Source organism: Galbibacter orientalis DSM 19592 (assembly GCF_000260115.1).
GTDB lineage: Bacteria > Bacteroidota > Bacteroidia > Flavobacteriales > Flavobacteriaceae > Galbibacter > Galbibacter orientalis.
This window is the reverse complement of sequence record NZ_JH651379.1, coordinates 1,943,848-1,966,944: the sequence shown is the minus strand read 5'-3', so window position 1 is coordinate 1,966,944 and position 23,097 is coordinate 1,943,848. Positions and strand designations below refer to the sequence as shown.

Below are 23,097 nucleotides of genomic sequence, written 5' to 3'. Positions count from 1 at the left end.
CTCAAGGCAAGCCCACGAGGCGTTTAAATAGGAAAATATTTTGATTTCGAGTCAAGCCTCGGAGCATTTAAATCTCGATAATCGAGTAAACTCATTTAACTAATTCATAACTCAAACTTAAAACATGAAGCTAAAATTATGCCTTCTAGCACTGTTTTGTTTTTGTATTACTGTTTCTGCACAGGAATACTTCCCAAAAAATGACGGTGTTAAAACTAAAAACTCAAATTACACAGCATTTAAAAATGCTAAAATCTATGTTTCTCCAACTAAAATTTTAGATAATGGAACTTTACTTATTCAAAATGGAAAAGTAGTTGCTGTTGGAAACTCTGTGAGTATTCCAGAAAATGCAGTAAGTATTGATTTAAATGGTAAATACATTTATCCTTCTTTTATTGATATGTATTCCGATTTTGGTATTGCTGAACCTAAAAAACCACAATCGGATAACAGTCCGCAATACGATGCCTCAAGAGAAGGGTATTATTGGAACGACCATATTATGCCAGAAAACAACGCTGTTGAAAACTTCGCTTTTGATAAGAAAAAAGCTGAAGAATTACTTAAAGCCGGATTTGGAGTAGTAAACTCTCATATTTCCGATGGAATTGTAAGAGGTACAAGTTCTTTAATAGCATTAAACAACGATGCTTCTAATAGCAAACGTATTATTACTCAAAAAGCATCGCAAGTTTTGTCCTTTGAAAAAAGTAATGCTTCAAGGCAGGCGTACCCAACATCGCTTATGGGAGCTATAGCACTTTTACGTCAAATGTATTATGATGCTGAATGGTACCAAAATGGAAATGCTGATGGGAAAGATTTATCATTAGAAGCTTTAAATAATAATAAAAGTCTTCCGCAGATATTTGTAGCTAATGATAAGTACAACGACATCCGCGCAGACAAACTCGGAGACGAGTTTAAATTGAACTATATTATAAAAGGTGGCGGAAATGAATTTGAGCGCATCGAAGAAATTACAGAAACAAATGCCTCTTACATTATTCCATTAGACTTCCCTGAAGCATATGACGTTACCGATCCATATATTGCTAACAAAATTGCCCTAGAAGAAATGCTTCTGTGGAACCAAGCCCCTACCAATCCAAAAGTATTAGCAGACAACAATATTACCTTTGCTTTTACTGCTTCTGACAACAAAAAAACAACCGATTTTAAAAGCAATTTATTAAAAGCTATTGCCTACGGTTTGGACAAGACTAAAGCTTTAGAAGCGCTTACAACTACTCCTGCAACGCTTTTAAATAAAGCAGATGAGATTGGAAGCTTAGAGAAAGGGCATTATGCAAACTTTTTAATTACCTCTGGAGATATTTTTGAAAAAGAAACTACCCTCTATGAAAACTGGGTACAAGGCTCTAAATATGTGGTAAACAACATAAATATAATTGATGTTAGAGGAGATTATACGCTTACTTTAAATGGAAATAGCTATACTTTAAAAATAGATGGCGAACCTGAAAAAATAAAATCTACCTTAAAGCAAGGAACTACTAAAATAGCTTCCAATGCTTCATACAATAACGGGTGGCTAACGCTTTTTTACAATCCAGAAGGAGCTACTAATAAAGATGAGTTTATCAGACTTTCTACTAAAGTTGCTACGGAAGGAAATCTAAGTGGTACGGCAGTTCTAACCAACGGAAATAATGCAACATGGACAGCCGTTAAAAAATCTTCCGAAGAAAAAGAAACTGATAAAAAAGAAGATAATGAACTTCCTAAATTATTACCAGTTACTTATCCAAACAAAGCTTATGGCGTAAAAACACTTCCTACACAACAAACTATTTTATTTAAAAATGCTACGGTTTGGACAAGTGAAGATGCTGGGGTTTTAGAAAATACCGATGTCTTAATTAAAAATGGAAAGATTGCAAAAATAGGAAAAGACCTTTCTGGTTCTGGGGCAACTGTAATTGATGCTACGGGGAAACACCTTACCGCAGGAATTATAGATGAGCATTCCCATATTGCTGCTGCAGCTATTAATGAAGCTGGTCATAACAGTTCGGCAGAAGTAACTATTGAAGATGTTGTAAATCCAGACGATTCAAATATTTACAGAAACCTTTCTGGTGGAGTTACTACCATTCAAATTTTACACGGTTCGGCTAATCCAATTGGAGGACGTTCAGCAATTATTAAATTAAAATGGGGAGAAGATGCTGATAATTTATTATTAAAAGACCGACCAAAATTTATAAAATTTGCCTTGGGAGAAAATGTTAAACAATCTAATTGGGGAAGCAATAACACCATCCGTTTCCCACAAACGCGCATGGGAGTTGAGCAAGTTTTTACCGATTACTTCCAGCGTGCTAAAGAATATGATGAGCAATGGAAAGCTTTTAATAATTCATCTTCTTCAAAAAAATCAAAATCTAAAGCTCCTCGTTATGATGTAGAGATGGAAACTTTAGCTGAAATTTTAAATAAAGAACGCTTTATTTCTTGTCACTCTTATGTGCAAAGTGAAATTAATATGCTAATGAAGGTTGCAGATAAATTTGACTTCAATATAAATACTTTTACTCATATTTTAGAAGGTTACAAAGTTGCCGATAAGATGAAGGAACACGGAGTTGGCGGCTCTACTTTTTCCGATTGGTGGGCATACAAATATGAAGTAAACGACGCTATTCCTTATAATGCAGCAATTATGCACAATCAAGGTATTACAGTAGCCATAAACTCTGATGATGCCGAAATGTCTAGACGCCTAAACCAAGAGGCTGCAAAAACAGTAAAATATGGAGGCATGAGCGAAGAAGAAGCATGGAAGTTTGTTACTATAAATCCTGCTAAACTTTTGCATTTAGACGACAGAATTGGAAGTATTAAAGAAGGTAAAGATGCTGATGTTGTACTTTGGAGCAATCACCCTATGTCTGTTTATGCCGTTGCTGAAAAAACTATTATTGAAGGAGCTGTATATTATGATTATGAAAAAATGCAGCAAGTAGAAAAAGAAGTTCAGCAAACTAAAAATGAGCTTATCAATATGATGATTCGAGAGAAGAATAAAGGGGTAAAAACTCAGGCTCCAAAAGTAAAAGAGGAAGAAGAATTCCATTGTGACACTTTAATCTATCAATTGTAAAAAAATGAAACATCCAGGTCTAATTATTAGACACATAGCGGAATAATTATTTGGATGTTCTATGTGACCGCTAAAAACAATAAAAATAAACACATGAAAAACATAATACAACTCATACTAATAATGTTCGTTACTATTTCTGTAGCGCAACAAACACCTGCCCCAGCACAAAAGGAGAGTATTTTAATAACAGGAGCTACTGCTCATATTGGTAATGGAACTGTTATTGAAAACAGTGCGGTTGGGTTTGAAAATGGTAAAATAACTTTTATTGGGAAAGCTTCCGAAGCGAATACTTCTAATTACAACCAAGTAATTGACGCTAGTAATAAGCATGTATATCCTGGATTTATTGCTTTGAACTCTACTTTAGGTCTTGTAGAAATAGACGCGGTAAGAGCCACCGACGATGAAGACGAAGTTGGGTCGCTGCTACCACATATTAGAAGTCTAATTGCCTACAATGCAGAATCAAAAATAGTAGAATCTATGCGTCCTAACGGAGTACTTATGGGTCAAATAACTCCTCGTGGAGGGAGAATTTCTGGGACTTCTTCTGTGGTTCAATTTGATGCTTGGAACTGGGAAGATGCTGCCATAAAAACCGATGACGCTATTCATCTTAATTGGCCAAACAGCTTAAAAAGAGGTCGCCCATGGAGAGGAGAAGAACCAGGTCTTAAACCAAATGAAGATTATAATAATGAAATAAACGAAGTAACAAGCTTTCTTACAGAAGCTAAAGCGTATTTCTCTGGAGATGAAAAGCCAAGAAATCTCCCTTTTGAAGCTACCGAAGGACTTTTTAATGGTTCAAAAAAACTATTTATCCATGTAGATGGAGCTCGAGAAATTACAGATGCTATTAACTTCGGAGAAAAAATAGGTGTCCAAAATATGGTTATTGTAGGGGGAGACCAAGCAGATAAAGTTTCAAATATGTTAGCTTCCAAAAACATTCCAGTTGTTATTCAACGCCCACACCGCTTACCATCTAATAATGATGAAAATATAAAGCATACATTCATGCTAGCTTCTCTTTTAAATAAAGCTGGAGTACTATGCGGGATTGATCCTTCTGGAGGTATGGAACGCATGAACACTCGTAATCTACCTTTTTACGCAGGAACTTTTGCTGCCTATGGATTAGAGAAAGAAAAAGCGGTACAGTTAATAACCGAAAATGCAGCTAAAATTGCAGGAATTGATGCTTTTGCTGGAACTATTACAACAGGAAAAGATGCTACATTATTTATTTCTGAAGGAGATGCGCTTGATATGCGTACCAATATTATTAGTAATGCTTTTATTCAAGGTCGAGCTATTAGCCTAGAAACACATCAAACGGAATTATGGCACCGTTATAGCAATAAATACAAACAACAATAAATACTATAGCTGTCTGTCGAAGTCATCCAGAGCCTGTCGAAGGATGACTTCCACAGGCTCCTTTTTTACTCCCGACTCTTCTATAACAGTAAGCAGTGTTCAGTAGGCAGTAGTTTTTGGTTTTTGGTTTGTAGTTTGTGATAAACTAAAAATTCAAAAAAGCATAAGAACACAAAATCTATAGTATTGCTAAAGTTCGATACAATTCAGCAGCAATTAAAAAATAATCGTTTTCTAGTTCTATTTGTGATACCCTTGCTTTTACCAATTTATTTTCTCGAGTATTGATATAAAAAATAGAACTTTCTCCCATTTCAAACAATCGGACTTCAGCATTATGCATTTGCTGATAATCTGATACTAAATCGGCATTCATTAGTATTTGTTCTTGGTAGGAATTTAGCTCCGCAAATTTAGCCTTTACTTTATTCTGAAGTTCTTGCATTTGAAACTTCAATCCATATTGGGCATTACTCAATTCTGCCTTTGCTATTTTCACATCAGCTCTCTCTTTTCTCAATAGAATAGGAAAAGAAAGCGAAGCTCCAATTTTATAATCATCCCAATTATAGTTGTCTATATAATCTGGTGTTGCTATGTAATTATAATTTACATTTAGCTTTGGTAAAAGTTTATTTGCCATTAGTCTCCTATCCACATCTTTCATGGCTATTTTTGTACTCAAGGCTTTTAATTTTGGATGATTTTCAAGATCTACTTCCTCAGAAACAGGATTGATATTCAAAACAGAAAGGATATTATCTTTTAAAGTTTCCTCTGGTTGCATTTGTTCAGAAACTTCAAGAGGAATTTCATCTTCTGTCCAAATATAATTAGATAAAGAAAGTCTACTTTTTGTCAATTTTAAATTTGCCTGCTCCCACTCTAACCTACGAGTTTTTAAATTAATTCCAGATTCTACGCTATCAATTGGAGAAAGTTCGCCTAATACAATGGATTTAACAATCCATTCCTGACGCTCTTTAGCATTTTCATAAAACGTTTCATACAGTTTTGCTTTATCATATTGCTGTTTCCAGTCAAAATAAGCTGCAGATGCTTCCGTTATGGCATCAACTACAGCCAATGTACGTTCATAATCTCCTAATTCTTGATAGAGTTTTCCTTTTTTAACTTCAGCCATTCTTTTATTAATCCATAATCCTTGTCCTACAGGAACCGAAATTCCAAAGCTTGCTAAACCATCTTCTGGAACATAATTTTCTGGATTGATATAATCTCCTTGATTTTTATCAAAAGCTGCCTTTAGTTCTACTCCATACCAAGTAGGAATTTTAAAACTCCCATTAAATAAAGAATAATACTCTGTGTCTTTATAACGTTTTTTATTAAAATCTGCCGTTACTTTTGGATCAAAATAACCACGGGCTTTTAAAAGTTTTGCTTCTGAAGTGGTTAAAATTAAATCGGCTTGTCTTACCAAAGGATGGTATTTTTTTACAACGCCCAAGAACTCTTCATAAGTAAATGTTTCATTAAAAGTTTCTTCTTGAGCATTTCCTTTTTGCACACCAAAAAACATCCCTATTAAGAACAAGGAGAATACATAGATATGTAACTTACTGATCTCCATAAAAACTTATTTTTCGTTTTTTTCTGCATTACTTTTATCTACCACTTTGTTTTGCGTCTTATAAAAATTAGGAGGGAATCCATTTAGTGTTCGCCAAATTTCAAACCAAATTGGCACGGTATCTAAAAGCGCCAATGTTTGTGCACCTGCACCAATACTCAATAAATTAGGCCATGTTTTTTCTTCTGGATCGGGTGCAATTAAAACACGATATTTTCCATTAGCACTAATAAAGTTTTCTTTAGCAACAATAACTCCACCAAAAGTTCCATAAGACACTCCAGGCCAACCACTAAAAACAATTGTTGGCCAACCATCAAACCAAATACGTACTTTTTCGCCTGTATTAATTAACGGATAATCCATTGGTTCTACATAAGACTCTACGGCAATCTCAAAATCTGAAGGCATAATACTTACCACAGACGCTCCTTCTTTAATAGTTTCTCCGAGTCCCGATTGTAAGGCGCGGTTTACGTAACCCGCCTGTGGTGCAGTAATATAATACATCCCGTTACGAATTTGATAACTCGTATATTGAGAACGCAACTTACTTACCTGAGATTCGGTATCAAACTGTGTACTTAGAGCCGTCTGTCGATCGCTCGCAGCCTTAGCTAATTTCTCAGCATAAGAAGCCTCCAAACGTGTAAGTTCCATTTCACTATTAATTAATTCGTTTTCACTGGTTAGTAACTTATTTTCTTGTGTTACTATTTTGGCTTGCATTTGTTGTAGCTTTACTTTCTTCTCCTCCACATAAGTCATCGGTTTCAAACCTTCATCATTTAGTTTAAAAGCTCGTTCATACTGTGTTTCAGCAATACTCAATTGAGTTTTTACAGCTTCCAAATCAATACTATCACTTTTAACTTTCAGCCTACTTTGTTTCAATTTATTTCCAGCTTGCTTCAGTTTAAGTTGTCTTTCCCGTTTTATAGCATTAATTTGTTGTGCCAAAGCTTCTACTTTTGCCGTGTAAGACACTACAGCACTCTCTTTTGCCTTTACTTGAATTCCAGTATTTTCAACTAAATTTGGATCAAAATATTCCGATTTAGTTTCAGAGATATGTAAAATAGTATCTCCTTTTTTAACAAAATCTCCTTCTTGTACATACCAAGCTTCTATTCTACCACCAATAATGGCATGTACAGCTTGTGGCCTTTGTCCTGGTTTTAACGTAGTAACAAATCCGCTTCCCTTAATATTTTGCGTCCACGGAAGAAACAACACCAATACCATGGCAATAAACACCCCCCATACTACTTTCCGAATAATTTTATAATGCTTATTATCTGCAAAGATTGTCATAGATTTAAACCTACTCGAATCTACATAATTGTGAATTCTATTATTTGAAATATTCAGCATAGTCTAACTTTTTAAGGTTCCATTTACCATATAAAAACTCTTATTAGATTTTGATTTCCAATATGGATTTTTGGAAATTACTATTAAAGTCCAGTTTTTATCAGGTGCGGTCATATAATCTATAATGTCTATGGAAGAAGCTTTATCTACATTTTCTAGTGGTTCTTCTAAAAATATTATCCTCGGATTTGAAAGTACACAACGTGCTAATAATATTTTCTCGACTATAGAAGACGATAATTGTTTCCCTCCAGAATGTACTTGTGTATCCAATCCATTAGGAAGCGACCTAATGTAATCTGAGAGTTTCAATTCTTCTAAAACTTTTAATATTCTAGAAAGTGATATTTCTGGATTTTTACACGTAATATTTTCCAGAATTGTCCCTTCAAAAACATTATCATTTACACTAATAGAACTCATATTAAACCTATAATCTTCTAGAGAGTATTTTTTATAATTAGTTCCATTTATATACACCATTCCTTCGGTGGGTTCTACAATTCTACTTAAAACTCTTACCAAAGTAGTTTTTCCAGAGCCATTTGGTCCTTCTATTAAAATACGGTCGTTTGGATCTATTTTTAGGGTTATATTTTTAAGCACATAGTGTTCAGAATCTGGAAACTTGTAGCTCAATTCTTTAGTTTCAATTGAAATTGGAGTTTCCTCTAATTTATACTGCCCTTTTTCTTCAGACTCCAATTCTATGTCCATCACTTTCCCTATTTTTTCTAAGGATGCCAACACATCGTAAAACAATTCTGTTCCAGAAAAAAGCTTTTCTACTGCGTTGGTAATATTTAAGATGATAATTTCTGCGGCTACAAACTGTCCAATATTCATTTGTTGATTAAGTACCAATATCCCCCCAATAATTAAAAGACCAGCTGTCATTAATACTTTAAATCCTGTTAGCTGTATAAATTGTCTTCTTAAAATGGCAAAATGACTTTCTCTATACTTTAAATATCCCCCTACCAACTCATCATTTTTATCCAACGAAAAATTAAAAACACGCTTGTTTTTAAAACTCATATGATTACGTGCTACTTCTTGTAACCAATGTGCTACTTTATATTTTAAATTCGATTCTTGTAAACTGGTATCAACCCCAGGGTTAAAGTTTAATTTGAAAATAAAATATAATAGCGTAATAAGCATCAATCCGAAGAAAATAAAGAAGGAATGATAGAGCGATAATAAGATAATTCCGAAGAAAACTTGTAAGGCAGCACCACTCATATCTAATAAAAGCTTTGATACTCCTTTCTGTACATTAATGGTATCAAAAAATCGGTTTGCTAGCTCTTCAGGCAAGTATGGATATAGCTTACTGAATTTCATTTTTGGGAACCGAAAAGCAAACTCAAAAGAAGAACGTACAAATATTTTTTGCTGAAGATTCTCCGTAATTCGATATTGCATAATCTTAAAAACCCCTACCATAGCTACTCCCAATACTACAATAATAACTAGTACTACCCATGAAGTACTAACTTTTCCGGCTTGTAAAAAGTTTACAATGGACTGAATCCCTAATGGAAGCGATAAACTAATAACTCCCGCTAGAATGGAATAAAGAATAATTTGATATATATCCTTTTTATCGACTTTTAATAAGCCTCTAAATCTTTGAAATGGCGTCATAACAATATTTTATCAAGTGTTTGGATGTAAAATGATGCTACATTTTTATCTGGTTCTGAAAAATCGGTAATACTTTTAAAGTGTCGTTTTATAAAATGCTGATTTAAAGCTCCAACAACAACACTTGAAGCCAACGATTTACTGTATGGATATTCGGGATTTACTTCAGCAATAATGTTTGCTAGCAGTGATATCACTTTTTTATAGACCAAGAAAAAACCGTCTTTATTTTCTGTATCCACCTCTTTAGTTAAAAATGCTTTGGAATACTCAGAAATAATAATTCTATTTAGAACAGCTTCATCAATATATTCCGTTCTTATATCGTCTTTTACCTCGCAAGTAACCTCATAGACTACTCTATGAAGCTTTTCTTTAGAGTCGTCGATATTCTGAATAGCAAATAACATTCTATATTCTACCCAAGACCAATACCAAGATGATAAGTACAATAACAGCTTGTGTTTGTTTTCAAAATACCGATAAATAGAACTCTCATTAGAACCTATACACTCTCCTAATTTCTTAAAAGTGAAAGCATCAAATCCTATTTCATCTATCATTAAAATAGAGTGCTTCAGAATCTTTCTCCCTAAGTCAGACGACTCAGGGTCTTTTAAAAATAGCTTCTCATTTATCGTAAACCTCAGGTTACCAGGCAACTTCATAGCCTTTATTTTTTATTGATATTACAGCATTCAAAATTAATAGTATTACTATCAACATATGTTTATTTAACATTAATTAACTGTATAAAAATGATATTAAAAATAAAAGCATAAAAAATTATCAATATGTAAAAAACCACCTATTCAAGTTGCCAAATTATCATTTTAATAACAGAAAATAAACTTTAATAAACCCTTGTAGTATTACAAAAAATCGTTTTCCTTGATTTCACATCTTGAAAAACCACAGATTTAAAGTATTTTTGAAAAAAAATACTGTTGAAAGAGATTACAAGCACACAAAATAGTTTGGTAAAGCAAATTTTACACTTAAAGGAAAAATCCAAAGAGCGTAAAAAATCGGGTTTATTTATTGTTGAAGGTATCCGAGAAACCGAGCTAGCCTTAAAGGGTGCATACCATCTAGAAACAGTTCTTTTTAATGAATCCATTATTTCGGAAGAAGCGGTAAAATTAATACTTCAAAAACATCCGAATGTAGAATTAATTAAAATTTCAAAAGAAGTTTATCAGAAATTAGCATACAGACAAACCACCGAAGGTATTCTGGCAATTGCAAAAGCAAAAACGCATAACCTCTCTAACCTTCAATTTAAAAATGAAAATCCGTTGATTTTGGTTGCCGAAGCACCTGAAAAACCAGGGAATATTGGTGCTTTGCTACGTACAGCAGATGCTGCCAATTTGGATGCTGTAGTTATTGCAAATCCTAAAAGCGACTTATATAATCCCAATATTTTACGTTCTAGCGTTGGTTGTATTTTTACAAATAATATTGCTACTGGGAGCACTTCAGAAATTATTTCTTTTCTAAAAAAGAAAAATATTTCTATTAATTGCGCTGCCTTAACGGCTTCCATTAATTATAGCAAAGTAAATTATAAGCAAGCAGCAGCCATTGTTGTAGGAACTGAAGCTACTGGATTGAGCGGAGAATGGCTTGAAGCCTCTACTCAAAATATAATTATTCCCATGCAAGGAGAAATAGATTCTATGAATGTTTCTGTAGCTGCAGCTATTGTTATATTTGAAGCCAAAAGACAACGTGGCTTTTAACAGCCAAATTATTTAATCTATCTTAAAATGAGTCCACAAACAATATTTTACATCATTATTGCCATACTTAGTATCGATTTTATAGTTGATAAAATTTTAGACAGCTTAAATGCTAAAAATTTTGACAATCCAGTTCCAGAAGCTTTAGCAGATGTTTATGATAAAGAAGCATATAAAAAGTCGCAGGCTTATAAAAAAACGAATTATAAATTCTCTAATATCAGTTCTTTATTTTCGTTATGCCTAACCCTTGGTTTCTTCTTTTTTGACGGATTTGAATATGTTGATGAGATAGCTAGAAATATAAGCAATAATGAAGTTATTATCGCTTTAATTTTCTTCGGAATAATAACTTTTGCAAGTGATATTATTACCACACCATTTTCTTATTACCATACTTTTGTTATTGAAGAAAAGTATGGTTTCAATAAAACTTCAAAAAAAACTTTCTTTCTAGACAAACTTAAAGGGTGGTTAATGCTAACTGTTTTAGGAGGTGGAATTCTAGCTCTTATTATTTGGTTTTATCAAATAGCAGGTGCTAATTTTTGGATTTACGCATGGATTATGGTAGCTGTATTTACCATTTTTATGAATATGTTTTACAGTAAAATAATTGTTCCACTTTTTAATAAGCAAACCCCTTTAGAAGATGGGAGTTTAAAAACCAAAATTGAAAACTACGCTGCAAAAGTAGGTTTTCAGCTTGATAATATTTTTGTTATTGATGGTTCTAAGCGCTCTACCAAAGCAAATGCTTATTTTTCTGGTTTTGGAAAGCAAAAAAGAATAACACTTTTTGACACCCTTGTAAACGATTTAGAAGAAGAAGAAATTGTAGCCGTGTTAGCTCATGAAGTTGGTCATTATAAAAAGAAACACATTATTTTCAATATAGTTGCTTCTATCATTTTAACAGGGATTACACTATTCATTCTATCATTGTTTGTTAATGTCCCCGAATTGTCACTTGCAATTGGTGTAAATCAACCGAGTTTTCATGCGGGATTAATCGCTTTTGGAATTCTTTACAGTCCGATTTCAGAAATCACTGGACTCATAATGAATTATTTTTCAAGGAAATTTGAATATCAAGCAGATGATTTTGCAAAAAACACCTATGCTGGGGAGCCACTAGTTACTTCATTAAAAAAACTATCAAAAAATAGTTTAAGTAATCTTACACCACATCCAGCCTATGTTTTTGTACATTATTCTCACCCAACATTATTGGAACGCTTTACAAATTTGGTTAAGTAGAAACCAAAATTGGTAATACTAATCTTACACTTTGCTTATTGCCTTCTTACAAGGAAAAACATTTCTTAAAGAATTAATCGTAAGGCATAGATTTTGTTGGTTAATAATAAACTTTATGTTATTTTTATTCTATGACGGTATTAGAGGTAGAAAAGGAAAACAAGCAAATTGCTAGGCAATACAAAGAGTTATTGCGCATAAGTTATCAAACCCTAACAGATGAGGATAAAAAACTCATTCGTTTGGCTTTTGACACAGCTGTTGATGCGCATAAAGACCAACGCAGAAAAAGCGGGGAAGCCTATATTTTCCATCCAATTGCGGTAGCTAAAATTGTAGCGCAGCAAATTGGACTGGATGCTACTGCCATTGCGGCAGCCTTGTTGCATGATGTTGTTGAAGATACTTCTTATACTTTAGAAGATATGGAACGTTTATTTGGGGAAACTGTTGCCCGAATTGTAGACGGTCTTACAAAAATATCTCAAATGACTTCGGAGCAGGATATTTCACTGCAAGCAGAAAATTTCCGAAAAATGCTTCTTACTTTAAATGATGACGTTAGAGTAATTCTTATAAAAATTGCCGACCGACTCCATAATATGCAAACCATGGATTCCATGGCTGCACATAAGCAGGTAAAAATAGCTTCGGAAACGCTGTACATATACGCTCCCCTAGCCCATAGAATTGGACTTTACAATATTAAAACAGAACTAGAAGACCTTGGTTTAAAATACACCGAACCGAATGTTTACAACGACATTCTAAGTAAGATGGAAGAAACTAAGGAAGACCAAGAGGCCTATATAGAGTCTTTTAGCAATGTTATAAAAGAAAGTTTGGATGTAGAGGGTTTAAATTATTCTATCAAAGGAAGACCAAAATCTATATTTTCTATCCGTAGAAAAATGAAAGCTCAAAATGTGAGCTTTGATGAAGTTTATGATAAGTTTGCCATTAGAATAATCTACAAGAGCGATCGTGACAATGAGAAATTCCTCGCTTGGAAAATATATTCCATTGTAACAGACCATTTTAGACCAAATCCAACCCGTTTAAGAGACTGGATTTCTTCTCCTAAAACTACAGGGTATGAAGCACTCCATATTACAGTTATTGGTCCGAAAGGACGTTGGGTAGAAGTACAAATACGAAGTGAACGAATGCATGAAATTGCCGAGAAAGGTTATGCTGCTCACTTTAAATATAAACACGGAGAACAAAAAGAACAAGGAATAGAAATCTGGTTAAACAGACTACAAGAGGCACTAGAAAACGCCGACGGAAATGCCGTAGATTTTGTTGAAGAATTTAAACTTAATCTATATTCCCAAGAAATTTTTGTTTTTACCCCAAAAGGAGAACTAAAGTCCTTACCAAAAGGAGCTACGCCATTAGATTTTGCTTTCAGTATCCACACAGAAATAGGTTTAAAAACTAGAGGTGCAAAAGTAAATGGAAAATTAGTTCCATTAAGTAGAGAGTTAAAAAGCGGAGATCAGGTAGAAATTATAACTTCGGAAAGCTCAAAACCAAACGCCAACTGGCTAGATTATGCTACCTCAGCAAGAGCAAGAGCTAAAATAAAATCTTCTCTTAAAGACGAGAAAAAAGAAATTGCCGAAGAAGGAAAAGAAATATTACGCCGTAAACTAAAACAACTCAAAATAACACTTAATGAAAGTGTTGTTAACGATTTGGTAGTATATTTTAAATTAAAAACAAGTTTAGATCTTTTCTACCGTGTAGGAATTAGCACAATTGACAACCAGATGTTGAAAGATTTTGCTTCTTCGCGTAACAATACCTTTATTAATTTCTTCAAGAATAAAATGCGGAAACCAGCCGCTCAAGAGGAAATTAATCGGGAGGAAATTACAACTAATTACGACCAGCTTGTGTTTGGTAAAGAAGAAGAAAAATTAGATTATAAATTCTCCAATTGCTGTAATCCTATTCCTGGAGACGATGTGTTTGGTTTTATTACGGTAAACGAAGGCATTAAGGTTCATAAAAAAAACTGTCCTAACGCTATTACTTTACAATCAAATTATGCGTACCGGATTATTTCTGCAAAATGGATAGATTCTACACAGCAAGAATTTACAGCCATCATAAAATTAGATGGTATTGATAATTTAGGATTAGTAAGTAATGTTACCAAAGTAATTTCTAACAATATGCATGTAAACATGAAAAATATCAACTTCGAAACAGAAGGTGGTGTTTTTTCAGGTAAAATTACAGTAGAAGTTAAAAATAAAACCATTCTGAAAAAATTGTTAGAAAATTTGAAAAAAATTAATGGTATTGATAAAGTTAGACGCATTTAAATAAGCACATTAAGAACAAAGCACTCTCTTAATATTGTTATAATGTTTTGCGAGTACTTTTTATTTTCTGGTGCATATTTCGTCATTAAACATTACATTTGTATCCTAATTCGTAGATTTGATTATGGCGAACGAAAAAAATCAAGAAATCGTTAAAAATGTGTTTACCAAATTTTTGGAAGAACACAAACACAGGAAAACACCTGAACGATATGCTATACTACAAGAAATTTATGATAGTACTGAACATTTTGATATAGAATCTTTGTATATCAAAATGAAAAATAAGAACTATCGTGTAAGTCGTGCTACCCTCTATAATACTATAGAGCTTTTGTTGGAATCTGGTTTAGTAAGAAAACATCAGTTTGGACAAAATCAAGCACATTACGAAAAATCATATTTTGACAAGCAACACGACCATGTTATTTTAACAGATACTGGAGAAGTAATGGAGTTTTGCGATCCACGTATACAAAATATCAAGAAAACTATTGAAGAGGTTTTCGACATAAAAATTCAAAATCATTCACTGTACTTTTACGGTACAAAAAATGAAAAAAGCTAATAATTTTATTTACAGAAAATGGCAGTAGACTTACTACTAGGATTACAATGGGGAGACGAAGGAAAAGGTAAAATCGTTGATGTACTCACCAAAAATTATGATATCATTGCTCGTTTCCAAGGAGGCCCAAATGCTGGTCACACTTTAGAATTTGATGGCATAAAACACGTTTTAAGAACAATTCCATCAGGTATTTTTCATGAAAACTCTATTAATGTAATTGGAAATGGGGTTGTTATAGATCCTGTAGTTTTTGTTAAAGAACTAGAAGGGTTAGATCAATTTAAAATAGATTACGTTAAGAAACTTATATTATCTAGAAAAGCGCATCTTATTCTTCCAACACACAGATTATTGGATGCCGCTTCTGAAGCTTCCAAAGGAAAAGCCAAAATAGGTTCTACTTTAAAAGGTATTGGTCCAACTTATATGGACAAAACTGGAAGAAACGGTCTAAGAGTTGGAGATATTGAGTTAAGCGACTTTAAAGATAGATATAGAGCTTTAGCCGATAAACATGAGGCTATGATTAGCTTTTATAATGTAGATATTCAATATGATTTAGCAGAACTTGAAAGAGAATTCTTTGAAGCTATTACCGAATTGAAAAAATTAAAATTCATAGATAGTGAAGAGTTTTTAAATCAATCTTTAAAAGAAAATAAAACTATTCTAGCTGAAGGAGCTCAAGGATCTTTATTAGATATTGACTTTGGAACATACCCATTTGTAACCTCTTCTAACACAACTGCTGCTGGAGCTTGTACAGGTTTAGGAGTTGCTCCAAACAGAATTGGTGAAGTTTTTGGAATTTTCAAGGCTTACACCACTCGTGTAGGAAGTGGCCCTTTCCCAACAGAGTTATTTGACGAAGATGGAGAAAACATGGCTAGAATTGGAAATGAATTTGGAGCTGTAACGGGAAGACCTAGAAGATGTGGATGGTTGGATTTAGTTGCTTTAAAATATGCTGTACAAGTTAATGGAGTAACCCAATTAATGATGATGAAGGCTGACGTTTTAAGCGGATTTAAAAAATTAAAAGTCTGTACCGCTTATTCATATAAAGGAGAAACTATTGAGCATTTACCTTATAATATTGAAGCTGAAAATGTAACTCCTATTTATACTGAAATGAATGGATGGGATAAAGACCTTACTAAATTAAGCTCAACAGAAGAATTTCCGAAGGAATTAAATGATTATATAGATTTCCTTGAAAAAGAATTAAATGTTCCTATAAAAATAGTTTCTGTTGGACCAGACAGAACTCAAACTATTAATAGATAGTTTTAAAAATATTACAAACTATAAAGCCTCATTTCATTAAGATTTGAGGCTTTTTTATTTCGAACTTGAGCATCTATACAAATCAAAAGAGCCTAAAGTATAAATACTAAAGGCTCTCTCTTAAATTCAATTTTTACAAATTGAGAACAATCTTTAATTTACATCCCACCAAAGTTTAGTGTGTAAATTATCTGGTCCTTGAAACTGAATCATTTCTTGATAATTAGCTGCATTATTATCAGAAATAGAAGCATCGTAAGCATGTCTTACTGGAATTCGAGGGTCATTAGCATAAGACGATGGTGTTAGTGCAGGAGCATCTAACCTTCTCCATTCTGCCCAAGCCTCTGGTCCATTTAAATATAATGCCACCCATTTTTCATAAGCTATAGTTGCTATACCAGCATAAGGATGTGCAGTAATATAGCTTTGTATATCTGTAGCCTCTACTCCCCAATACTCCATGGAAGCGCTTATGGCCTCTTCATAAAAAGTAGCAGCATCTCCATTTACATTCCATCCTTTCATTGAAGCTTCCGCCAAAGCAAATTTTATCTGTGCAGCGGTATAAATTGGCGATGGATAATCTGGTTCGTAAATAATCTCACTCGCTATAAAAGAATAACTAGGAACGTTTCCATTTACATTCCCATTAGGAGCCCCTACATATTCAGCATCTATCCCTCCAGGGAAATTAGTTATTGTTGAGATACTATCTCTAGCAGGAACTGCAAACTCAAACAACCTTGGATCCATATTATCTCTCAAAGATTCAACCATAGTTCGCGACAGGATATAATCCTCTCTTGTTCTAAAATTATCCATCCATGGACTATCACTGGCATCATCTGTTCCATAATGATATTCAATATTATCGGCATTGTCCATTACTAACAATCCAGAAGCCACAGTCTCTTCAAACTTAGTTTTAGCCAATGATGGATTTACATCGGAAATTCTCAATGCCATGGTCATTTTTAAATTATTAGCAAATGCTTCCCAACGATCCATATCTCCAGCAAATAATATATCGCCACTTGGCCCTGATGCGCTATGATCTATGGTAGCCAATACATCTTCAATTTCAGCAAACATAAAATCATAAAGACTCTCTTGAGTATCAAATTTAGGTTGCGGATTATCTATTCCCATAAAAGCTTCAGACCAAGGTAGTGCCCCCCAACGATCTGTCATATACTGTAAAAAATAAGCTCTAATTATTTTAGCTGTTGCTATTTGATTTGCATTAGCTCCATAAACAGCCACATCCTCCGCGGTTTCAGGGTCACTGTTAATAGCAATAATTTCATTTAAATCTTGTAAAGCTCCTGTATACCATCCGTCGTAACTATAGGTTAGCCCAGAATATCTTGAAGCTCCAGGATACTGCCCTTCTGTAATATGTTGCATATATAATATTGGGGTTTCATCCACTACAATATCAGGAATGCTTGTTAATGCATTAGTTAAAAGTTGAGAAGTAACCGCACTGGTTGGTCCATTTGGATTCTCATTGGTATCGTCATAATCTATGGTGCTACATGAACTACATAATACAGTTATACATGCCACTATCTTTATATGTCTTAATATGGTATTCATCATCATTGTTTTTTTAGAAAATTAAATTCAGGTTTAAACCAACAGTACGAGTCATTGGTAAAGTCCCCCCTTCTGCCCAATTTATATCATTTCTTTTTTCTAATTCTGATGGGTCAATCCATGGTTCATCAGAATAAATTAACCAAACATTATTGGCATATAAGCTTATTGAAGCTCCTGAAAGACTCAGTTTTTCTATTAACGCCTTATTAAAGTCATATTTCAAACGAATGGTTCTTAATTTTATATAAGTAGCATCATGAAGGTTATTCTCATAGATGGTCCCTAAGTTTCCAGAGTTATATAATACCTGTGGATCTACATAAGCATCCACAACAGTTCCATCGCTAATTGGATTTCCGTCAGCATCCAATCCAGTTTGAAGCACCCCTACAATATGCTCTCCTCCTCCACTACTTACAGGATCTCTCTTGGGATTCCCCAAATCATTTAAACCAGCAGTTTTAGCAGAAAGTCCAGAATGGTCTAAATAACGCTCTGTACGTGAGTAATACTTTCCTCCTTTTTGAAAATCGAATCCTAAATTAAAAGAGAGGTTTTTATACTTGAAGTTTGAAACAATTCCGCCTGTATAATCTGGTAATAGGGATCCTAAAAATTTATTCTGCTGAATACTATAGTAATAGTTTCCATCATTTTCGGTAAAAAGAATATTCCCATTTTCATCCTTAGCATATCCTGTTCCGTAGAACAATCCATATTCTTCCCCTACTCTCTCTTGCAACCTTATACTAGTACTATAGGTACTTAAATCTCTAGCATCAATCCCTGGATAAAGTTCGTTGACAACCTTTTCTAAAGTTGCAAAATTCACCCCAAGAGTCCAAGTTACATCTTGACTCTTTATAATATCTCCTGTTATTCCAACTTCAAAACCATTTGTAGTTTGTTTACCACTATTCACGGTAATATTAGAATATCCTGTTGCACCGTCTAAAGGCACATTAATAGGAAGATCATTGTCTATTCTATTAAAGTAAGTTAAATCCAAAGAAACTCTATTTCTAAAAAATTGTAACTCAGATCCTATTTCAAATTCATCCCTAGTTCCTCCTCTTAAAATAGGATTTTCTTGATTATTAGATACTGAAAGTCTTCCATTCCCTTGATACAAAACATCCACATCATAAACATTACTAGTTAAATATGGATCTGGAAAAAAAGGTGCGCTAGCATAACCAGCTCTTAGTTTAGCAAATGTTAAAATATCATTTTTGGGAAGTATTTCATGCAACAGAAAACTAAGAGACCCTCCATATGTTTCTACCCGGTTATCATCGGCTCTAGCCGTTGAAGACCAATCTAATCTATATGACCCATCTATATATATTGTTCCTTTATATCCTAAGGATGCTTTAGTAAACAATCCATTTCTCTTCTCTCTTTCAGTTAGATTTTCAGCTGTAACAGGATCTTGAGAACCAGCTAGATTATAGAAATCAGGTATTGTAAGATCTCCATTGGTAGTACTGAATAATGATCTGTAATCTTCCTCTATCTTTTCCCCTCCAACAACAATGTCAAGATCTAAATTTTCATTAAATAAACGCTTATGATAATTAAGCATTCCAAAGAAGTCTTGCCGCTCTCTTCTACTTTGCTGCTCTGAATAAAAAGCAGGATCTAATAAACTAATTGTTGTAGCTCTATCATCTGCTAAGTAGGAATAAAAAGTTCTTCTTACATCGAATGTAAAATCAAGATCATCTGTTATCTCATAAACAATCCCTATTTTACCAAAATATGAGTTTTTATAATCATGCCTTTCATTTTCATAAGAATGAAAATAAGGAGAATCCCAATACAAAGGCCTAGCATCTCTTGGACCTCTTATATTCCAAGACACTGCTTGTCCATTTCTCATATAATCCTGTAGTCTATTAAAATCTAATTGTCTTTGCCACCATTGATTAAAATTAGAGCCTAAATTGCCATAACCTTGATCCGGGTTATTCAATCTATCTCTATCCTCTATATTAATATTTGCTACAAACTTTAATTTATCGGTAACATTATAAAAAGCATTTAACGCTACTTTAGTGTATTGGTTACTTGTATTTGGAATCACACCATTTTGATTAACATAAGACACTGTACTCATTACATTATAATCTTCACCAGCTTTAGAAAAAGAAACCGTAGTATTATTGGTGAGGGCAGAATCGTAAAAACTTCTTACATCGTTTGGAGATTGTGTCCAAGGTCTAAGCTCTCCAAATTCAGGAGTACCTGGAATCCAACTATCCCAATGTCTCACCATTTGTCCATCTAACCTTGGCCCCCAACTTTCATCAGCCCAAAAATCTGGATATTGCTGTCCGTCAAATGAAGCCCATGATGCAGGGTCTTGAGCAGGATCATAACTAAACGTATTAAAAGTTTGACTATATCCCCCTCCATATTCATTTTGATATTTTGGTAGGGCAGAAACCGAACTCAACCCAACAGAGTAATTCACTTCCACTTTAGCAGCACCTATAGTACCCGATTTACTGGTAATGATGATTACCCCATTTCTTCCTTCAGGGCCATAAATTGCAGTTGCAGAAGCCCCTTTTAAAACAGACATCTCAGCAATATTATCTGTATTTATATCACTAGAATTATTAATCCTAACCCCATCCACTACATAAAGCAAATCGTCATTTCCTCTAAGTCTAACTTTAGACTCCCCAAAAGTAGAACTACTGTTTCCAACCACCTGAATCCCAGAAACCCTACCAGCCAAGGCATTATTAACATCTGTTTCTCTAGCCTGAACTAACTGATCTCCTTCTACAGATTGCTGAGAAAAACCCAGTGCTTTTTTCTCCCTTCTAATTCCTTGCCCTGTTACTACTACTTCAGCCAAGGCCTGAGCATCTTGCACGAGCGCTAAATTAATTTCATTAGAAGTCCCTACTGTACGTTCTTCTGGTTTTTGTCCTACATATGAAAAAACTAATATATCTCCTACATTAGCTTGAATAGAATACTCACCATCAAAATTTGTTTGAGCTCCTACTGCAGTTCCTTTTACTACAACATTTGCTCCAGGTAGGGGTAAACCATCTTGATCTGTAACCACTCCGGTTACAGTTTTTTCTTGCGCAAAAATAAATTGCACATTAAATGCTAGTACTAGCATTAAAAATACACTCAATTTTGATTTCATTATTAAATATAGTTTTTGATTAGCGGTACTAACTTATAGAAATTTATGTTAAAACTATATTGAAAAACTAAAGAATAGTTAATTTTAATGAATTATTATTAGTGATTTAAATAATTAGGTGAAAAAAAATCAATAATATAATATCTATCTAATATTTTAAGAATGTGTTAAATATTGTTAATCAAGTAAGAAAAGTCTATAGATTTAGTAGATAATACAATTCTATTTTATCTGAAAAAAGATACACTAAACGTAAAAAAAATGTCGTTTGGAACTAGTTCCAAACGACATTTTAGCCATTCATTATTCAATAATAAATAGTATAATTTTCTATCTTATCTATTAACTTAGATAGAAAACTTTAATATTTATTTTGATCGTCTTCTGTTAAGTTTGGATTTGCATCAATCTCAGCTTGTGGAATTTTCCATATCCATTTTGGATTCACCGATGGCTTAGCTTGCATAAATCCATTCTGATATAAAACCTCAGCAGCTCCTGAATTTGATTGATCTAAACCTTCATCCCAACGAATGTTATCATGAAAGCTAAATCCTTCAGCCCACAGCTCTACACGACGTTGAAATTTAATTTGATCCATCAATGATTCTTTAGTTCCAAAAGCAGTTTTATCAAAAGCTGAATCCCTCTTCTCTCCTAAAATAGCCAATGCATTTTGAGCGCCAGAAATATCTCCCAACATAGCCTTTGCTTCTGCTTCTATCAATACCATTTCTGAGGAACGCATGTATATTACATCATCTGGATCTGTGGTTCCTGGATTTTTCTGTAAAAACTTAACATTCATATATGGATGCGTATTATGCCCTGTAGTCATACCATAAGTGGTTATAATATCTTCCCAAGCATCCCAAAAGTCATCGTCATTATCATAATTAGGATCAGTTTCATAACTTCCTCCTTGATCATTAGAAGCACCAGAATTTGTGTTAGGAGCTAAAGGCAACCATGCATCTGCACGATAATCTGTAGCAGGAATTTGATTATATAATTCACTACTAATTAACTTAGGATTACTTCTATTTTGAGACCCATTAAAGGTTGAGCATATATAATAGAAATAGGATTGGAAATAATTCGTTTCAGCATCTATTACACGTCCACCCCAAATAACTTCTGATAAATCAGTAGTATTAAATCCTGTTTTCCATGCAGCTTCATCAATTAAAGAGTAACCACTTCTAGCTAAAGCTGCTGCATCAGCAGCTTCTTTCCATGCTCCTTTTGACAATGCAATTCTTGCTTTTATACCATAAGCGGCATTTATTGATATATGAGATTTATTTGCTGCTGCAGAAGCATTTTTGAAATACCCAATAGAAGTATTTATATCATCTGCTATTTGTTGATAAATAACTGCCACTGTTGAACGTGGTTGACTTGTATATGGTGCTTCTGTTGCTAATAACAAAGGTACTCCTGGATCTGTATCTGGACTACCTACCAAATACCCTTTTGCATAAGTCATTATTAATTGATGATAAGCCCAAGCTCTATAAGCATGTGCTTGTGCAAGGATATTATTCATTTCCTCATCAATTACAAACTCTCCTTCAGCAACTTCATTAATAATAGAATTACAACTAGCGATAAAATGGTAACGTTGGTACCAAAAATTTTCCACAGTAGTAGAACCAGCATTGATGTGGGTACGCCATTGTAAATCTGAAGTCATCCAACCATTCCCTGGAGAAGAGTGGATTATATTTCCTCCCATTGCATCTAAAGCAGGTATAAAGTGACTTTGTCCACTTCTAGAACTCTCAGCCCCTGGCAATGGAGACTGTGCATACATTTGCCTATGAAGACCTTCAAGTATTAACATCATATTTTCAGGAGAAGAAAGTGCATCGTCTGCTGAAATAGCATCTGTTGGTGTTGTGTCCAAATAATCTTCTGAACAACTTATGGTAAAAAGTACTGTTGAGACTATCAACAAATACATATAAATTTTTCGTAACAT

At 33.7% G+C, this 23,097-nt stretch carries 14 protein-coding genes; 7 read left to right on the top strand and 7 right to left on the bottom strand.

The genetic code is table 11. The annotated features are described in order from the left end of the window. Positions 1-124: 124 nt before the first annotated feature. Positions 125-3,130, top strand: a complete 3,006-nt coding sequence (locus tag JOOMADRAFT_RS08665; RefSeq protein WP_008612618.1) for an amidohydrolase family protein — start codon at positions 125-127, stop codon at positions 3,128-3,130. 93 nt (positions 3,131-3,223) lie between these two features. Next, positions 3,224-4,519, top strand: coding sequence for an amidohydrolase family protein (locus JOOMADRAFT_RS08660; RefSeq protein WP_040879994.1), 1,296 nt, complete (start codon positions 3,224-3,226; stop codon positions 4,517-4,519). A 178-nt stretch (positions 4,520-4,697) separates the two neighbouring features. On the opposite strand, the gene JOOMADRAFT_RS08655 is transcribed toward JOOMADRAFT_RS08660, so the two are convergent. Genes JOOMADRAFT_RS08655 through JOOMADRAFT_RS08640 form a run of 4 tightly spaced genes read right to left on the bottom strand, consistent with a single transcriptional unit; the run spans position 4,698 to position 9,805 of the window. Continuing rightward, positions 4,698-6,113 (bottom strand): TolC family protein, encoded by a 1,416-nt coding sequence (locus JOOMADRAFT_RS08655; protein WP_008612616.1) that lies wholly within the window; start codon positions 6,111-6,113, stop codon positions 4,698-4,700. Between the two features lie 6 nt (positions 6,114-6,119). Continuing rightward, positions 6,120-7,487 carry an HlyD family secretion protein gene (locus JOOMADRAFT_RS08650; protein ID WP_008612615.1) on the bottom strand — a complete coding sequence of 456 codons (1,368 nt, stop codon included), beginning with the start codon at positions 7,485-7,487 and terminating at the stop codon, positions 6,120-6,122. A gap of 3 nt (positions 7,488-7,490) precedes the next feature. After that, positions 7,491-9,137: a peptidase domain-containing ABC transporter gene (locus JOOMADRAFT_RS08645; RefSeq protein WP_008612614.1), complete on the bottom strand. Its 1,647-nt coding sequence runs from the start codon at positions 9,135-9,137 to the stop codon at positions 7,491-7,493. Beyond that, complete coding sequence (locus JOOMADRAFT_RS08640; RefSeq protein WP_008612613.1) at positions 9,134-9,805, bottom strand: TetR/AcrR family transcriptional regulator; 672 nt, start codon at positions 9,803-9,805, stop codon at positions 9,134-9,136. The genes JOOMADRAFT_RS08645 and JOOMADRAFT_RS08640 overlap by 4 nt, the downstream gene beginning before the upstream one ends. A 279-nt stretch (positions 9,806-10,084) precedes the next feature. Between JOOMADRAFT_RS08640 and JOOMADRAFT_RS08635 the strand changes: the two genes are divergently transcribed. The 5 genes from JOOMADRAFT_RS08635 to JOOMADRAFT_RS08615 all read left to right on the top strand — a co-directional run bounded on the left by JOOMADRAFT_RS08635 (position 10,085) and on the right by JOOMADRAFT_RS08615 (position 16,336). Then, the gene (locus tag JOOMADRAFT_RS08635) at positions 10,085-10,882 is read left to right on the top strand and encodes a TrmH family RNA methyltransferase (RefSeq protein WP_008612612.1); all 798 of its coding nucleotides are present in this window, start codon (positions 10,085-10,087) and stop codon (positions 10,880-10,882) included. Between the two features lie 27 nt (positions 10,883-10,909). Further along, positions 10,910-12,142, top strand: a complete 1,233-nt coding sequence (locus JOOMADRAFT_RS08630; protein ID WP_008612611.1) for a M48 family metallopeptidase — start codon at positions 10,910-10,912, stop codon at positions 12,140-12,142. Positions 12,143-12,273: 131 nt separating this feature from the next. Next, positions 12,274-14,478 carry a RelA/SpoT family protein gene (locus JOOMADRAFT_RS08625; protein ID WP_008612610.1) on the top strand — a complete coding sequence of 735 codons (2,205 nt, stop codon included), beginning with the start codon at positions 12,274-12,276 and terminating at the stop codon, positions 14,476-14,478. A gap of 124 nt (positions 14,479-14,602) precedes the next feature. After that, a complete protein-coding gene (locus JOOMADRAFT_RS08620; RefSeq protein ID WP_008612608.1) occupies positions 14,603-15,046 on the top strand; it encodes a Fur family transcriptional regulator in 444 nt (147 codons plus the stop codon). 18 nt (positions 15,047-15,064) lie between these two features. Next, positions 15,065-16,336, top strand: coding sequence for an adenylosuccinate synthase (locus JOOMADRAFT_RS08615; protein ID WP_008612607.1), 1,272 nt, complete (start codon positions 15,065-15,067; stop codon positions 16,334-16,336). A gap of 153 nt (positions 16,337-16,489) precedes the next feature. On the opposite strand, the gene JOOMADRAFT_RS08610 is transcribed toward JOOMADRAFT_RS08615, so the two are convergent. From JOOMADRAFT_RS08610 to JOOMADRAFT_RS08600, 3 genes are all read right to left on the bottom strand, one after another. Next, positions 16,490-17,938 carry a SusD/RagB family nutrient-binding outer membrane lipoprotein gene (locus tag JOOMADRAFT_RS08610; RefSeq protein WP_040879628.1) on the bottom strand — a complete coding sequence of 483 codons (1,449 nt, stop codon included), beginning with the start codon at positions 17,936-17,938 and terminating at the stop codon, positions 16,490-16,492. Between the two features lie 13 nt (positions 17,939-17,951). After that, positions 17,952-21,113, bottom strand: a complete 3,162-nt coding sequence (locus JOOMADRAFT_RS08605) for a SusC/RagA family TonB-linked outer membrane protein (RefSeq protein ID WP_008612605.1) — start codon at positions 21,111-21,113, stop codon at positions 17,952-17,954. A gap of 361 nt (positions 21,114-21,474) precedes the next feature. Beyond that, entirely contained in the window at positions 21,475-23,097 is a 1,623-nt protein-coding gene (locus JOOMADRAFT_RS08600) for a RagB/SusD family nutrient uptake outer membrane protein (RefSeq protein WP_008612604.1), read from the bottom strand.

Coding starts and splice junctions, on each gene's coding strand:
- JOOMADRAFT_RS08665 (WP_008612618.1), top strand. CDS start 125: ATGAAGCTAAAATTATGCCTTCTAGCACTGTTTTGTTTTTGTATTACT.
- JOOMADRAFT_RS08660 (WP_040879994.1), top strand. CDS start 3,224: ATGAAAAACATAATACAACTCATACTAATAATGTTCGTTACTATTTCT.
- JOOMADRAFT_RS08655 (WP_008612616.1), bottom strand. CDS start 6,113: ATGGAGATCAGTAAGTTACATATCTATGTATTCTCCTTGTTCTTAATA.
- JOOMADRAFT_RS08650 (WP_008612615.1), bottom strand. CDS start 7,487: ATGCTGAATATTTCAAATAATAGAATTCACAATTATGTAGATTCGAGT.
- JOOMADRAFT_RS08645 (WP_008612614.1), bottom strand. CDS start 9,137: ATGACGCCATTTCAAAGATTTAGAGGCTTATTAAAAGTCGATAAAAAG.
- JOOMADRAFT_RS08640 (WP_008612613.1), bottom strand. CDS start 9,805: ATGAAGTTGCCTGGTAACCTGAGGTTTACGATAAATGAGAAGCTATTT.
- JOOMADRAFT_RS08630 (WP_008612611.1), top strand. CDS start 10,910: ATGAGTCCACAAACAATATTTTACATCATTATTGCCATACTTAGTATC.
- JOOMADRAFT_RS08625 (WP_008612610.1), top strand. CDS start 12,274: ATGACGGTATTAGAGGTAGAAAAGGAAAACAAGCAAATTGCTAGGCAA.
- JOOMADRAFT_RS08620 (WP_008612608.1), top strand. CDS start 14,603: ATGGCGAACGAAAAAAATCAAGAAATCGTTAAAAATGTGTTTACCAAA.
- JOOMADRAFT_RS08615 (WP_008612607.1), top strand. CDS start 15,065: ATGGCAGTAGACTTACTACTAGGATTACAATGGGGAGACGAAGGAAAA.
- JOOMADRAFT_RS08610 (WP_040879628.1), bottom strand. CDS start 17,938: ATGAATACCATATTAAGACATATAAAGATAGTGGCATGTATAACTGTA.
- JOOMADRAFT_RS08605 (WP_008612605.1), bottom strand. CDS start 21,113: ATGAAATCAAAATTGAGTGTATTTTTAATGCTAGTACTAGCATTTAAT.
- JOOMADRAFT_RS08600 (WP_008612604.1), bottom strand. CDS start 23,097: ATGTTACGAAAAATTTATATGTATTTGTTGATAGTCTCAACAGTACTT.